Source organism: Bacteroides rodentium JCM 16496 (assembly GCF_000614125.1).
GTDB classification, from domain to species: domain Bacteria; phylum Bacteroidota; class Bacteroidia; order Bacteroidales; family Bacteroidaceae; genus Bacteroides; species Bacteroides rodentium.
Window position 1 is genome coordinate 1 of sequence record NZ_BAKJ01000005.1, and the last position, 14,005, is coordinate 14,005.

The window sequence follows — 14,005 nt, forward strand, 5'->3', positions numbered from 1 at the left end:
ACTCTTCATTACGATGCGAACGGCAATCTGACGAAAGATTTGAATAAGAATATCGCTGATATCCGATATAATTTCTTAAATTTGCCGATATGCTTCAGTTTCAATACCGGAGGTTTCCTTCAGCACGGTTATACTGCCGATGGTGTACGCCGACGGACGATATACAAGGAACTGGACGATCCCACCAACCCGGTTATCACGGTGTATTGTGGAAATGTGATCTATGAAAACAATGTCCCCCGGCTTCTCCTGCACGAAGAGGGCTATGTGGACCTGACGGGCAACAGCTATCACTACTACGTGAAAGACCATCAGGGAAACAACTGCCTGGTGGTGGACAGCAGCGGAGCCGTGGAGGAGGCAAACCATTACTACCCCTTCGGCGGAGTATTTGCAAGCACCGGCAACGTCCAGCCTTACAAGTACAACGGCAAGGAGCTGGATACGGAAAAAGGCCTGGACTGGTATGATTACGGGGCAAGGATGTACGACCCGGCGCTGGGACGTTTCACTACCATCGACCCTTCGTCGGAGAATTATTATTCCACTTCCTTGTTTGCCTATTGCGGTGCAGACCCCGTGAACCGCATAGACCCTACCGGGACGGACTGGTACCGGGACAGTGACGGCAACTATCATTGGGTTCCGGATGGCGGGGATAAAGGTGAGTGGACTTGGGTCGGCCAGACCATTTCAGTTCAATTGAGTGAGGACAGTTTCATCAATTACTATGAGAATGGTGCATCAAGACCAATATGCCAGTAGACGCCTTCGATCTGATTGCCGCCCATCCCCGTTTGCAGAACCTTTTCCTGGGCAAGAACAGCGTGCTGTCCGAGGCGGACAAGTCGAAATTGTTCAACGGGATCGTATCCCGTGAGAACGATAAGATAGGAAGACCGGTAGGGGAATTTCTCGTAGAGAGCGGAGCTGCCGCATTGACCGGAGCCGCCTTGGACAAATTGACCGGATGGGCTGCTAAAGGTGTTGCAGGGTTACTGGGGAAAGGAGGTAATAGAGTAACCTTATGGCCTGCTGCAAGTGTAGATAACACTGTTCTAAATGGTATAGAATATACAAAACATGCTTTAGAAAGAATGCAACCAGTGGGAACCGTTTTTAAAGGAACGGAATTAGGTAGTCGAGGCATACCTCCTTCCGTTGTAGAACATGCTATTAAATATGGGAAAGTGACACCTGGTAAAACTGCGAATGAGGTGGTACGAACATTTGAAAATGTTCGTGTAGTAACAAATCCACAGGGGAATCGTGTTATAACAGTCATAAAAATTGGACATTAAGATGTTAAATGAATATCAATTAAGCTTTTATGCCACATGATTAAGTTTATAGAATTGTATCGCAATAATGTTCTTCGATATTCAAACTTAGTAAATGGGATGGAAAGCGTTTTAGATTTAGGCGATTTCCAAGATGATTTTGTAAAACAGTGGTATGATTATTGGCTGCCTTTAGAAATATTGAATGCTACTCAAGGTGACAATGTTACTTTAAAAGAAGTTGATGCATATCTCTCCGATATGGAATCTTTTTTAAAAACTTTTTTTCAGTCGGAAGAAGAGTTACATAATTGTCTTAAGGAATTGGAATTGTAACCTGTTTTGCAATATTATTTAGAGCCTGTTAAAAATTTCTTGAAATAATTTCTTATGAGCCTTTTCTAAGCTTGTTTTCGTTCTTTTTCTCCTTTCCCATTCGTCACAAGCCTGCTATGCTCCTCATGGGAAAGAAGAAAAAATCCTCAAAAACAACTCTTAGAAAAAAGCTCCAAGAAAATTTAAATAGGCTCTACGCGTATTTAAAAATTGTATAGCAAGGTCACGTTTAGTGATAGAAGAAGGTATGAATTGGAAAGTTCCAGGCGTATTTAGAGAAGCAAATGGTATATGGGAATTAGGAATAAACCCTAAAACAGGAGTTATTTATCATTTTAATTTTGTTTATTAATTATGAAGTTTATAGTAGATTATACAGATTATAATGAACCCAAAAAAATTATATATAACCAGACTGAATATAGCTTAGATACTATACCATGTTGTCATGAGATAGATTTCGAGATAGCTGTAAATTCTATAACCTTGACTGTCGTAGATTCAATTGTTGTTCAACTTTGGGGTATGTGTGGTTTATCTGACGCACAACAAATGATAGACTGTCCTCCTGTAAGCAGAAAAGGATTACTTAAAATAGCAGATGTGGAATCGTATATTGGAAAATCTGGTAGTTTTTTAATTCATGATACGGATTTGCCAATATTCATCAATTCTTTAACGGGTTGGTTATGTATAGGTGATTCCAAAGCGGTAGGTGTTTCTGTTGAATTTATAGATAATTGTATTTTCTTGATAGATGAAAAACAAGAATTTATCGCTCTTTGGATACATCCCTCTTTCGTTTGACAAAATCCTCAAATGGTCATTTTACTAAATATCCGTTCAGATAATTCCTTGCTTATATCGTTGTATGTAAGCAAGGAATATCTCTAATCAATCTATATGGCTTGGGTAAGAATGGCGGCCAGTTACTGAATAAAATAAACTCAATCGCTCCTAAACATTGGAGTCAATATGGTATAAAATGATGAAACGTATAAGAACAAAAATCGGTGATGTGTTTTGCGTGAAACTCTCAGATAAAGAGAAACGCTATTTTCAATTGGTGGCTTATGACCTGACACAATTGAATAGTGATGTGATCCGGGTTTTTAAGCGAGTGTATGACGTGGATGCGAATCCTCCATTATCCGAAATAATCAAGGATGACGTGGACTTTTATGCACATTGTGTGACCAAATTTGGACCAAAATTATCCCTATGGGACAAAGTGGGGTATATTTCAGATGTTGGGGATACACGCCATATATTGTTTAGAGATACTTCTGATATGACTGAAAGGCCTGAGGATAAACCTGTTGAAATATCACACAATTGGTATGTCTGGCATATAAATGACGAAAAGTTTACTTATGTGGGTAAATTAAAAGGCGCAAATAGAAAAGCCGATATTGGTCTTGTAATGAGTCCTTATGAAATCGTACATCGCCTAAAAACGGGAAGATACATGATTCCACTCCCTGGTTTTTAATTGTTTAGGCCTATTAATCCATGGATTATGCATTCCCCATGATGTCAAATATTGATTTCAATCACTCTCATACTCCCGTCTCCGCTGGTATGTTGCAGCAGGAGGCGGGAGTTTTTTTTGCACGGCAATCATTACTGTTTGTACAGCAGTTCTGTAATAAAATGAAAATGTATTCTGCTAGTAATGTAGATTTGTAACAATGTTTTAAATTCACTGACAGCAGGAGCATACTGTGCTCTTCCGGCAGGTATCGGGCGGCGGGCACCACGACACCTATTATATATATGACACTAAAGGGAACCTGTGCTTCGTGCTCCAGCCCATGTACCAGGAGGTGGCGGACCTGGGCAAGTATGCTTTCCAATACAAGTATGACGAGCGCGGCAACTGCATCTGGAAGAAACTTCCGGGAGCGGAACCGGTAACTTACGAGTACGACAGCAACAACCGCCTGGCCTTCTCGCAAGACGGCAACCAGCGTGGGCAAAGCACCCCCAAGTGGGCCTACTACAAGTACGACCACCTGGACCGACTGACGGAGCAGGGGGAATGCACCGGCAAGTCCGATGCTTCAAGCTATCAGCTACAGATACGGAACCATTATGACAACTACAACTTCGTGGGGACCACCGGCTTTACCGACAGCCGCTTCACCCAAGACACGTCGGGCTATGGCAAAGGCTCGCTGACGGGCAGCGTGGCATGTGGCACCGGCGTATGCAGCACTGTTTACACTGCCTACTATTACGACGCCCGCGGGCGCGAAGTGAAGCGTGTGGAAAGCAACGCCATGAGCGGCGGATACGACGTAACCACTACCGCCTACACCTTCACCGACAAGCCGCAGACCGTGACCCATGCGCATGCTTCAAGCTACAAAAGCCTGACGGAAGTCACCACCTACAGCTACGACCACGCCGACCGCCTGGGCAAGGTGCAGCACAAGCTGGACGGCGGTGCCACCGTGACCCTGGCAGAGTACGCCTACGACAACCTGGGCAGGCTGCAAAGCAAGAAGCTGGGAGGCACCGAACAATATCTTAATAATGAACTATCAACAAAAAAAATATTTGTGTAATTCGTGTAATTTGTGTTCCTTTCTCCCGTTTTGACACCACATTTACCCCAAAGGGTGTAGCCATGTTTAATGTGCCTAACCAGTGCCTGCGGCACACATAATCCGTCATTGATTCATGAAAAATCCGTGCCCGTCATCGGTGGGAAGAAAGAAATTTGTTTCAAATCTCCCCGGAATCATGTACCTTTGTGGCGATACCTAAAAAAGGAGGTAACAAGATGATGAACAAGATAAATTCCGTATGCGTATATTGTGCTTCGAGCACAAAGATAGATTCCGTTTATTTCGATGCAGCCCGTGAGTTGGGCACTCTGCTGGGGCGGCGGCAAATTCGCCTGATTAATGGTGCGGGAAATATGGGACTGATGTCCGCTGTGTCCGATGCGGTGCTTCGGGCAGGGGGAGAGGTGACGGGCGTCATTCCCCGCTTCATGGTGGAGCAGGGGTGGCATCACACCGGACTTACCCAACTCGTGGAAGTGGAAAGCATGCACGAACGGAAAAAGACAATGGCCGACTTGAGCGATGCCATCATTGCCCTGCCCGGTGGTTGCGGCACCCTGGAAGAACTGCTGGAAATCATCACCTGGAAGCAACTCGGACTGTATCTGAACCCGATTGTGATACTGAATGTCAAGAACTATTTCGACCCTCTGCTCGATATGCTCCGGCAGGCGGTGGACGAAAACTTCATGCGCGTGCAGCACGGTGACATCTGGCATGTGGCGCAGACACCGCAGGAAGCTGTGGAACTGATATATACCACTCCCTTGTGGGACGCCTCCATCCGTAAATTCGCTGCAATATGATAGGGCTGTTGATGGCTTGGGCAGTAGTGGGGACGGAGGGGATTCCTATTCCATATTCTCCGAGAATGGACGATGGCATCACCGTGGTCCTTTTGTGCTGTTTCTTTCTGTCGGCCTATGTCTTGTCACGCAGCCGCAAGTTCCTGCTGCAACTGGTGAAGGATTTCCTGCTTCATCGCGAACGTACCAGCATATTTGCTACTTCCACAGCCGCCGATATGCGTTATCTGCTGCTGCTCATCCTGCAAACCTGCATTCTTGCGGGTGTCTGTATCTTCAGCTACTTCAATGATATACAGCCGGAACTGGTACACCATGTGCCGCCGGGACTTCTGCTGGGGATTTACATCGGTGTGTGTCTCCTCTATTTGTGCTTGAAGTGGACGCTCTACTCTTTTCTGGGTTGGATTTTTTTTGACGAAAGTGTTACAACGCTATGGCTTGAGTCCTATTCTACGCTACTTTATTACTTGGGATTCGCCCTTTTTCCATTTGCTCTGTTCATAGTCTATTTTGATTTGAGTTTGCAGTTGACGATAATAATCGGATTGATTTTAGCCTTTTTTGCTAAAATATTGATGTTATACAAGTGGTTAAAGCTTTTTTGTGGTAATTTATATGGCGGTTTGCTTTTAATTGTGTACTTTTGTGCCCTTGAAATCATGCCTTGTTTTGTGTTATATCAAGGCGTGACGCAGCTAAACGATTATTTGATAATAAAATTTTAGGACGTTGAAAATTAAGAAAGTACTTGTGTCGCAGCCGAAACCGGCATCAGAGAAATCTCCTTACTACGACATCGCCGAGAAGTATGGTGTGAAAATAGATTTTCGCCCATTTATCAAAGTGGAGAGCCTTTCAGCGAAAGAGTTCAGACAACAGAAAATTTCGGTCTTGGATCATACTGCCGTTATTTTTACTTCGCGTCATGCTATTGATCATTTCTTCCACTTGTGTACAGAATTGCGTGTGACAATTCCCGAAACAATGAAGTATTTCTGCGTGACGGAGGCCGTTGCTCTGTATATCCAAAAGTATGTGCAGTATCGTAAGCGTAAGATTTTCTTCGGAAACACCGGGAAGATTGACGATTTGATACCTTCCATTGTTAAGCATAAGACTGAAAAGTACTTGGTACCAATGTCAGATGTACACAATGATGATGTGAAGAATCTGCTGGATAAGAATAAGATTCAGCACACGGAAGCTGTCATGTACCGTACTGTCAGCAATGACTTTGCTGCGGATGAGGCTTTTGATTATGACATGCTGGTGTTCTTCAGTCCGGCAGGCATCAGTGCCTTGAAGAAGAATTTCCCTGATTTTGACCAGAAGGAAATCAAGATCGGAACATTCGGCTCTACCACTGCCCAGGCAGTCCGTGATGCCGGACTTCGTCTTGACCTGGAAGCTCCCAGCGTGCAGGCACCCTCAATGACGGCGGCGCTTGACATGTTTATTAAGGAGAATAATAAAGGAAAGTAAAAAGAGAGAAATAAAGAGAGAAATAAGGATTAGGGATTAAGGATAAAGGATTAAGGATGAAAGAACCTATTCACCTCCACCTCCTTTATTCTTTATCCCTAATCCTTTATCCCTAATCCTTTATCCCTAATCCCTAATCCTTGTTTCTCATGCCAAATACCTTGCGTAAGTCCGAACGGTTGGACAAGAAGAAAGTGATAGAGAAGATGTTTGCGGGCGGCTCACGCTCGTTTTCGGTTTTCCCTTTGCGTGTGGTGTATCTGCCGGTGGAGGAGCTGGAGGCACCCGTTTCCATTCTTGTAAGTGTTTCGAAGCGCCGTTTCAAGCGGGCGGTGAAGCGCAACCGCGTGAAACGCCAGATACGTGAAGCCTACCGCATGAACAAACACGGACTACTGGCCGTGCTGACGGAAAAAAAGTGCCGTCTGGCCGTGGCCTTCATCTATCTTTCGGACCAGTTGGTAGACTCTTCTGTCATTGAGGACCGTATGAAGACAGCTTTGGCACGCATTGCCGAGAAGGTAGCGGCAAATGCTGAAGCTGAGCAAACTCCGCAGGTGTCATGAAGCGTCTGCTTTCATATCTGCTGCTGCTTCCCATCTATTTCTATCAGAAGTGCATATCGCCCATGATAGGGCCTTCATGCCGTTTTACCCCCACTTGTTCGCAATATGCGGTGGAGGCCATCAAGAAACACGGACCTTTCAAGGGGTTTTGTCTGGCAGTCAGGCGCATTCTGCGCTGCCATCCCTGGGGAGGTTCCGGATATGATCCCGTTCCATGAATATTCCAGTTGACATACATACACACCGGCTTCCGCAAGTACCCGGAACTGCCATTGCAAATTGCTATCCCGAAACGTTCTCTCCACAGAGCGGCGGATGGTATTCGGTGGGGATACATCCCTGGCATATAGGTCGGAGTGGAGGTGAACACTCAGGAGTTGAAGGTGCTGTGGCTAGCAGGGTGTGCGGCCTGGAGGAGTTAGTGCGCCATCCCCAAGTACTTGCCGTGGGCGAAGCCGGGCTGGACAAGCTGGCAGATGCTCCGATGGATTTGCAGGTGGAAGTGTTCAGGTGCCAGGCATGTTTGGCAGAGGAAGTGGGAAAGCCGCTGGTGATTCATCTGGTGAAGGCGGTTGATGAACTGCTGAAGGTGAAGCGGGACTTGCGCCCGTCGAATCCGTGGATAATACATGGTTTCCGTGGCAAGGCGGCGCTGGTGGAGGAATATCTGAAACATGGCTTTTACCTTTCATTCGGGGAGAAATACCAGGAAGCAGCCTTGTGCCGGGTACCTGCCGACCGGCTGTTCATCGAAACGGATGAAAGCGAAGTTTCCATCGGGGAATTGTATGCACGCGCTGCCGAAGTGCGCGGCATCTCTCCCGAGGAGCTTGGAGAAACACTCCGGAGAAATGTCTGCAAAGTCTTTTTTAAACCCTAAGAGTTGTTTCTTCGAATAAAGAGTCGTATTTTTGCGCAGATTAAAATAGGAATCAAACAATTCATAGATAATCACTTAAATAATTAATCAGATAACTTAATCATTCGATGAATTTTGTAGAAGAATTAAGATGGCGTGGCATGCTCCACGATATGATGCCGGGTACGGAAGAACTTCTGGCTAAGGAACAAGTGACTGCATACATTGGTTTCGACCCTACTGCGGACTCTTTGCACATCGGGCACCTTTGCAGTGTGATGATTTTGCGTCACTTCCAGCGTTGCGGACACAAGCCGTTGGCACTGATTGGCGGTGCTACGGGTATGATTGGTGACCCTTCCGGAAAGTCTGCCGAACGCAATCTGCTTACGGAAGAGACGTTGCAGCGCAACCTGGCCGGTATGAAGGCCCAGCTCTCCAAGTTCCTGGATTTTGATTCGGATGCCCCCAACCGTGCCGAGTTGGTGAACAACTACGATTGGATGAAGAACTTCACTTTCCTCGATTTTGCCCGTGAAGTGGGTAAGCACATCACCGTGAACTATATGATGGCGAAAGATTCTGTAAAGAAGCGTCTGAACGGTGAGGCACGTGACGGTCTTTCCTTCACGGAATTCACCTACCAGCTGTTGCAGGGGTACGACTTCCTTCATCTGTATGAAACCAAAGGCTGCAAGCTCCAGATGGGTGGCAGCGACCAGTGGGGTAACATCACCACCGGTGCCGAACTGATTCGCCGTACGAACGGCGGGGAGGTATTTGCACTGACCAGCCCGCTGATTACGAAGGCCGACGGTGGCAAGTTCGGCAAGACAGAGTCCGGAAACATCTGGCTCGACCCGCGCTACACTTCTCCATATAAGTTCTACCAGTTCTGGCTGAACGTGAGCGACGAGGATGCCAAACGCTACATAAAGATATTCACTGCACTGTCCAAGGAAGAGATTGACGCTCTGACGGCCGAGCACGAGGCTGCTCCCCATTTGCGCGTCCTTCAGAAGTGCCTGGCGAAGGAAGTGACTATCATGGTTCACTCCGAAGAGGACTACAATGCCGCCGTGGATGCATCCAACATCTTGTTTGGCAATGCAACTTCCGATGCACTGAAGAAGTTGGACGAAGATACGCTGCTGGCTGTGTTCGAGGGTGTTCCCCAGTTCGAAATATCCCGTGACGCACTGGCTGCCGGTGTGAAGGCGGTTGATTTGTTCGTGGATAATGCTGCTGTATTCGCTTCCAAGGGCGAGATGCGCAAGCTGGTGCAAGGCGGTGGCGTTTCTCTGAACAAGGAGAAACTGGCTGCTTTCGACCAGGTGATTACGACAGCCGACCTGCTGGACGAGAAATACCTGTTGGTACAGCGCGGCAAGAAGAATTACTATCTGGTTATCGCTAAATAACGGTATACTGAGGAATAGTAATCAAGGAAATAATGCTTCGGCAATAAAAATAGCCCTGAAATATTTGCATATTTCGGGGCTTACTCTTATCTTTGCACCGCTTTTTAACAGAAAGCCCTATGTTTGGACTATGGTGTAATGGTAGCACAACAGGTTTTGGTTCTGTTTGTCCAGGTTCGAATCCTGGTAGTCCAACTACGATACAGCTAATTGCAGCTAAAAACCCACTAAAATCGCAAGTTTTAGTGGGTTTTTTTGTTATTCTTTCCCCCTCTTGTTGGCACTATAGGTATAGATTTTTTCTTTTTACGAATCTTTGAACGATATTGCTATATAATTGACACAAATTTATACGGTTTCTCCATTTTCTTTTGTTACATTTGCATCGTGTACGCAAACGATGTGTATTTGATGGCTGAAGTTATAACCTATTAAATGTAGTGCAATCATGAAAACGAACTATGAAATTCGCTATGCTGAGCATCCCGATGATGTGAAAAGCTACGATACGAAAAGCATTCGCTGCGATTTCCTTATAGGGAAGGCATTCTCCCAAAATAAAGTTTCCATTGAGTATAAACTACTTGCAAATCGTACATAAATAGAATATCACTTATTTAAACTTAATAATTTAACGTTATGAATCCGTATTTGAATTTTTCTTTGGAAGGTAAAGTAGCCCTTGTTACAGGTGCTTCTTATGGTATCGGTTTTGCTATCGCTTCAGCTTTTGCAGAGCAAGGAGCAACTATCTGTTTCAACGATATCAACCAGGAGTTGGTAGACAAAGGCTTGGCTGCCTATACTGAAAAGGGTATCAAGGCACGCGGTTATGTATGTGATGTGACAGACGAACCTGCTGTTCAGGCCATGGTAGCCCAGATTGAAAAGGAAGTAGGCTCTGTTGATATCCTCGTAAACAATGCCGGCATCATCCGCCGTGTTCCTATGCACGAGATGGAGGCTGCTGACTTCCGTCGTGTAATCGATATCGACCTCAATGCTCCGTTCATCGTATCAAAGGCTGTTCTGCCTGCCATGATGAAGAAGGGCCACGGTAAAATTATCAATATCTGCTCTATGATGTCCGAACTGGGTCGTGAGACTGTGTCGGCCTATGCCGCTGCCAAGGGTGGCTTGAAGATGCTGACTCGCAACATCTGCTCTGAATATGGTGAATATAACATCCAATGTAACGGTATCGGTCCGGGTTACATCGCTACCCCGCAGACTGCTCCGCTGCGTGAAAAGCAGGCCGACGGTAGCCGTCACCCGTTCGACTCGTTCATCTGCGCCAAGACTCCGGCAGGCCGCTGGCTGGCTCCGGAAGAACTTACCGGTCCGGCAGTGTTCCTGGCATCGGAAGCCTCTAATGCGGTAAATGGTCACATCCTCTATGTAGACGGAGGTATCTTGGCTTATATCGGAAAGCAACCGAAATAAATTTAAGGATAATTGAGAAGGTGATAAAGTGGCAGGATAATGTCACTTGTCACCTTTTTCTTTTGGGCGCGGATTACGCGGATTTCGCGGAAAGGATAAGGAAAATCCGTATAATCCGCGAAATCCGCGCCTAAAAGAAAGTTATACAACTGATTAGGAAAAAGCAATGATTATATGAGAAACTTTCTTTTATTATGTATGGCGGCCCTCTGCTGTCTTGCTTGCAACGATAGCAAGATAGTGACTGTTACGGTAACCAATCCGTTAGCGATGGACCGTTCCGATGAGATGGTAGAGGTGTCCATGACCGAAATCTCAAACCTTCTGAATCTGGCAGACACCGCACAGATTGTGGTTCTGAATGTCGAAGGGGAGCAGGTGCCTTACCAAGTGACCTACGATGACAAATTAATCTTCCCTGCTACGGTAGCCGCCAATGCATCGGCTGCATATACCGTCCAGGCCGGTACTCCCGTCGATGTGGAGGTAAGGGCTTGTGGGCGGCAGTATCCCGAACGTCTGGACGACATGGCTGGGAGAACGACTTGGTAGGCTTCCGTGCCTACGGTCCTGCATTGCAGGCAAGGGGTGAACGCGGTTTCGGCTACGACTTGTTCACGAAGCGAGGCACTGCTGCACCGGTACTGGAAGACATGTATGCCAAGGAACTGGATGCAGACTCCTGGAAGCAGGTTAATGAATTGCGCAAGACAGACCCGAAGGCAGCCGATGAGCTGGTACGCACATTCTCCTATCATATAGACCACGGTTATGGCATGGACTGCTATGCAGTAGGTCCAACATTGGGAGCTGGAGTGTCTGCATTGATGGTGAATGATACCATTATCTATCCGTGGTGCTACAAGACGCAGGAGGTGCTGGACAATGGTCCTTTGCGTTTTACGATGAGGTTGAAGTTCAATCCGCTGGCTGTGAAAGGGGATACTGCGGTGGTGGAAACACGTCTGATTACGCTGGATGCCGGTTCTCATCTGAACCGTACTGCCGTTTCGTATAGCAATCTAAAGGAATCTTTGCCCATTGTTACCGGTATTGTGCTGCACGAACCGGACGGTGCTGTGGTGGCTGATGCCGCCGGTGGCTATATGACGTATGTAGACCCCACTACCGGACCGGATAATGGTAAGATATTTATGGGGGCCGCTTTCCCTGCCGTTGTGAAGGAAGCTAAAACCGTGCTTTTCCCCATAGAGGAGAAGAAGATGCGTAACAATGCGGACGGTCATGTACTGGTTGTCAGCGACTATGAGCCGGGCGCTGACTACGTGTATTACTGGGGCTTTGCCTGGGACCGCGCGGACATCAAGACTGCTGAAGCCTGGAACCGATACATGGCTGATTTTGCACAGAAGGTGCGCAATCCGATGACGGTGAGTATCCGCTAAGTTGATTTTCTTCCTTTTCAGACGGAGAAGATTGAGAAGTTGGAGGTTTGTAACTGTCCGGACGAATGACAAATGTTCTCAGAATAAGCTCTTCCCCTTGTAGACAAGTTCTGCAACGTTTTTGGCCTCCAGTTTTTCCATCAGGCGCTTCCGGTAAGTCTGTATTGTATTGATGCTGAGAAATAGTAATTGGGATATTTCAGAAGTGCTCAGTCCTTGCGAGAGATAGGCGAGCACTTCTTTTTCACGTCTCGACAATTCGGGAAGTGCATATGGTAGGGTGTTTTGTTTTTCCTTGTCCAGTTCGCTGAAAACATTGCTGAAGTATCTGGTTCCGTTTTTCAGTGTACTGATGGCGTCTCTCAATTCGCTGGTGCTGGCATTTTTTGAAACAGCTCCGTTGATGTTTAGGGTGGATAATTTGGCTATGATCCAAGGTTCTTCATGCATGGTATAGATTAAAATGCCGCATTCGGGTATCTGGCTGTGAAGGTGGGATATGAGTTGGAATCCATTCATATCCGGTAGTTCAAGGTCAATGATGCAAAGGTCGAATCTCTCTTTGAGGGTCAGTTGTTCCACGTCTTTTGCACAAGTGGCTCCTTTGCACGTCACTCCTTCGAGTTGCGAGGCCAATGCGATGATGCCTTCAGCAACAATCGGGTGGTCATCTATTACCAGTATTCTGTATGTTTCTTTGTTTGGTTTCATTCGTTTATGTTAAGCAGTAGGGTGAAAACGTTGTTTTCTGTTGACGAGCATACATTGGCGGTAGCGTTGATGGCTCTGATACGGTCGTTTACGGTGCGCAATCCTATGCCGTCATTGTTGTTTGTTGCTGTTTGTTGCTTGTTTGCATTCTTACCGTTGTCTGTAATTTGCAGGGTATATTTATTTTCATTGTCGGCACGGAGACTGATGACTATATGACTGGCTGAGGCATGTTTCACGATGTTCATGGTGAGTTCTTGTACGATGCGGTACAGCTCATAAGCGGTTTCATTGGGAAGATGGCGTGATGCGTTGTTCTCCGTTGGATGATAGCTGACCTCTATGCCGGTGTTCTCGGTCAGTTTGGCAGCATAACGGTCGAGTATCTGGTCTAGACTGAGATGCTCGAATTCGGGAGGCATCAGTTCGTGTGAGATATTCCGCACGTTGTTTCTCAGTTTGCTGACGAGTGAGGCCAGTTCCTGCTCATTCCCTTTGCCGGCAGAAGTTTCTATCTTCATTTGCAGCCCCAGCAGGTCGTTGGCTATACCATCATGCAGTTCCTTGGCAAAATATTTGCATTCCTCTTCCAACCCTTCAATGTAGCGGCGTGCCGAGTTCAGTTCGTTTTCTTGCTTTAGCAGTTCAATCTTCTTTTCGGCTATTCGTTTCTTGTGGCGGAGCGTCAACAAAGTAATGAGAGCAAGACCAGACAGAAGGGCTACAGCAATGGAGGCTTTTAGCAGGAAGGCTTGGTGTTCCAGTTGTTCTTGTTGCAGGTGGGCTATCTCCAATTCCTTTTCTTGTGTGTGATATTTCACGTTGAATTCTGCCATTTGTTGCGTCAGATTGTGCTGTGCCAGCGTATCAGTCCACATGCGGGCACTATCCATATAGGTGTAGGCCAGTTTGGGGTTTCCCAAGGCATCGTAGCATCGTGCCATTTGTGTAAATAATGTTTTGGGCTCGGTACCGGTTTTCCGGTTACGCAGCCAGTGGAAGTCCTTCAAGGCGCGGGCATAGTTTTTGCGGTTTGTTTCGGTGGCTGCCCTCGATTGTATGAATCCTATGGCAGCGATGGAGTTGGATGGTACCCGTTGTAGTAGTTTGTTCCCCAAT

Annotated in this window: 16 protein-coding genes, 1 tRNA gene and 2 pseudogenes; 17 read left to right on the top strand and 2 right to left on the bottom strand. The window is 46.5% G+C overall.

Annotated elements, in window-relative coordinates:
- From JCM16496_RS03205 to JCM16496_RS03280, 17 genes and pseudogenes are all read left to right on the top strand, one after another.
- On the top strand, positions 1–765 hold a 765-nt coding region (locus JCM16496_RS03205), incomplete at its 5' end, for an RHS repeat-associated core domain-containing protein (RefSeq protein ID WP_145973813.1).
- Positions 756–1,301, top strand: a complete 546-nt coding sequence (locus JCM16496_RS03210; protein ID WP_025832284.1) for a DUF4258 domain-containing protein — start codon at positions 756–758, stop codon at positions 1,299–1,301. The genes JCM16496_RS03205 and JCM16496_RS03210, both read left to right, overlap by 10 nt.
- A 99-nt stretch (positions 1,302–1,400) precedes the next feature.
- A complete protein-coding gene (locus tag JCM16496_RS03215) occupies positions 1,401–1,616 on the top strand; it encodes a hypothetical protein (RefSeq protein ID WP_025832286.1) in 216 nt (71 codons plus the stop codon).
- 354 nt (positions 1,617–1,970) lie between these two features.
- Positions 1,971–2,423, top strand: a complete 453-nt coding sequence (locus JCM16496_RS03220) for a hypothetical protein (RefSeq protein WP_025832289.1) — start codon at positions 1,971–1,973, stop codon at positions 2,421–2,423.
- A gap of 178 nt (positions 2,424–2,601) precedes the next feature.
- Positions 2,602–3,108: an Imm26 family immunity protein gene (locus JCM16496_RS03225; RefSeq protein ID WP_209441600.1), complete on the top strand. Its 507-nt coding sequence runs from the start codon at positions 2,602–2,604 to the stop codon at positions 3,106–3,108.
- A gap of 232 nt (positions 3,109–3,340) precedes the next feature.
- A complete protein-coding gene (locus JCM16496_RS03230; protein WP_025832293.1) occupies positions 3,341–4,186 on the top strand; it encodes a hypothetical protein in 846 nt (281 codons plus the stop codon).
- 221 nt (positions 4,187–4,407) lie between these two features.
- Positions 4,408–4,995, top strand: a complete 588-nt coding sequence (locus JCM16496_RS03235) for an LOG family protein (RefSeq protein ID WP_025832294.1) — start codon at positions 4,408–4,410, stop codon at positions 4,993–4,995.
- Positions 4,992–5,723, top strand: a complete 732-nt coding sequence (locus JCM16496_RS03240) for a DUF4271 domain-containing protein (RefSeq protein ID WP_025832296.1) — start codon at positions 4,992–4,994, stop codon at positions 5,721–5,723. Before JCM16496_RS03235 ends, JCM16496_RS03240 begins: the two co-directional genes overlap by 4 nt.
- Before the next feature lie 4 nt (positions 5,724–5,727).
- On the top strand, positions 5,728–6,480 hold the full coding sequence (locus tag JCM16496_RS03245) for a uroporphyrinogen-III synthase (protein ID WP_005834069.1): 753 nt from the start codon (positions 5,728–5,730) through the stop codon (positions 6,478–6,480).
- 149 nt (positions 6,481–6,629) lie between these two features.
- Positions 6,630–7,046: a ribonuclease P protein component gene (gene rnpA / locus JCM16496_RS03250; RefSeq protein WP_022400586.1), complete on the top strand. Its 417-nt coding sequence runs from the start codon at positions 6,630–6,632 to the stop codon at positions 7,044–7,046.
- Complete coding sequence (gene yidD, locus JCM16496_RS03255) at positions 7,043–7,264, top strand: membrane protein insertion efficiency factor YidD (protein ID WP_005831056.1); 222 nt, start codon at positions 7,043–7,045, stop codon at positions 7,262–7,264. The genes rnpA and yidD overlap by 4 nt, the downstream gene beginning before the upstream one ends.
- Positions 7,261–7,926 carry a TatD family hydrolase gene (locus tag JCM16496_RS03260; protein WP_025832306.1) on the top strand — a complete coding sequence of 222 codons (666 nt, stop codon included), beginning with the start codon at positions 7,261–7,263 and terminating at the stop codon, positions 7,924–7,926. Before yidD ends, JCM16496_RS03260 begins: the two co-directional genes overlap by 4 nt.
- 107 nt (positions 7,927–8,033) lie before the next feature.
- Positions 8,034–9,326 carry a tyrosine--tRNA ligase gene (tyrS, locus tag JCM16496_RS03265; protein ID WP_025832308.1) on the top strand — a complete coding sequence of 431 codons (1,293 nt, stop codon included), beginning with the start codon at positions 8,034–8,036 and terminating at the stop codon, positions 9,324–9,326.
- A 124-nt stretch (positions 9,327–9,450) separates the two neighbouring features.
- Positions 9,451–9,521 (top strand) — tRNA-Gln (locus tag JCM16496_RS03270).
- 253 nt (positions 9,522–9,774) lie between these two features.
- A pseudogene (locus JCM16496_RS23365) lies at positions 9,775–9,909 on the top strand (5-keto-4-deoxyuronate isomerase); the annotation flags it as partial.
- Between the two features lie 56 nt (positions 9,910–9,965).
- A complete protein-coding gene (locus tag JCM16496_RS03275; protein WP_005831048.1) occupies positions 9,966–10,769 on the top strand; it encodes a gluconate 5-dehydrogenase in 804 nt (267 codons plus the stop codon).
- A gap of 174 nt (positions 10,770–10,943) precedes the next feature.
- Positions 10,944–12,175, top strand: a pseudogene (locus JCM16496_RS03280) (BT3233 family polysaccharide utilization protein).
- Positions 12,176–12,253: 78 nt separating this feature from the next.
- On the opposite strand, the gene JCM16496_RS03285 reads toward JCM16496_RS03280, so the two are convergent.
- Both JCM16496_RS03285 and JCM16496_RS23370 read right to left on the bottom strand, forming a co-directional pair.
- Positions 12,254–12,886, bottom strand: coding sequence for a response regulator (locus JCM16496_RS03285; protein ID WP_025832309.1), 633 nt, complete (start codon positions 12,884–12,886; stop codon positions 12,254–12,256).
- On the bottom strand, positions 12,883–14,004 hold the full coding sequence (locus JCM16496_RS23370) for a sensor histidine kinase (RefSeq protein ID WP_244440211.1): 1,122 nt from the start codon (positions 14,002–14,004) through the stop codon (positions 12,883–12,885). Before JCM16496_RS23370 ends, JCM16496_RS03285 begins: the two co-directional genes overlap by 4 nt.
- Position 14,005: the final 1 nt, after the last annotated feature.

Bases quoted from the DNA above. Each gene is read 5' to 3' on its own strand.
- JCM16496_RS03210 (WP_025832284.1), top strand. From the start codon at position 756: ATGCCAGTAGACGCCTTCGATCTGATTGCCGCCCATCCCCGTTTGCAG.
- JCM16496_RS03215 (WP_025832286.1), top strand. From the start codon at position 1,401: ATGGAAAGCGTTTTAGATTTAGGCGATTTCCAAGATGATTTTGTAAAA.
- JCM16496_RS03220 (WP_025832289.1), top strand. From the start codon at position 1,971: ATGAAGTTTATAGTAGATTATACAGATTATAATGAACCCAAAAAAATT.
- JCM16496_RS03225 (WP_209441600.1), top strand. From the start codon at position 2,602: ATGATGAAACGTATAAGAACAAAAATCGGTGATGTGTTTTGCGTGAAA.
- JCM16496_RS03235 (WP_025832294.1), top strand. From the start codon at position 4,408: ATGAACAAGATAAATTCCGTATGCGTATATTGTGCTTCGAGCACAAAG.
- JCM16496_RS03240 (WP_025832296.1), top strand. From the start codon at position 4,992: ATGATAGGGCTGTTGATGGCTTGGGCAGTAGTGGGGACGGAGGGGATT.
- rnpA (WP_022400586.1), top strand. From the start codon at position 6,630: ATGCCAAATACCTTGCGTAAGTCCGAACGGTTGGACAAGAAGAAAGTG.
- yidD (WP_005831056.1), top strand. From the start codon at position 7,043: ATGAAGCGTCTGCTTTCATATCTGCTGCTGCTTCCCATCTATTTCTAT.
- JCM16496_RS03260 (WP_025832306.1), top strand. From the start codon at position 7,261: ATGAATATTCCAGTTGACATACATACACACCGGCTTCCGCAAGTACCC.
- tyrS (WP_025832308.1), top strand. From the start codon at position 8,034: ATGAATTTTGTAGAAGAATTAAGATGGCGTGGCATGCTCCACGATATG.
- JCM16496_RS03275 (WP_005831048.1), top strand. From the start codon at position 9,966: ATGAATCCGTATTTGAATTTTTCTTTGGAAGGTAAAGTAGCCCTTGTT.
- JCM16496_RS03285 (WP_025832309.1), bottom strand. From the start codon at position 12,886: ATGAAACCAAACAAAGAAACATACAGAATACTGGTAATAGATGACCAC.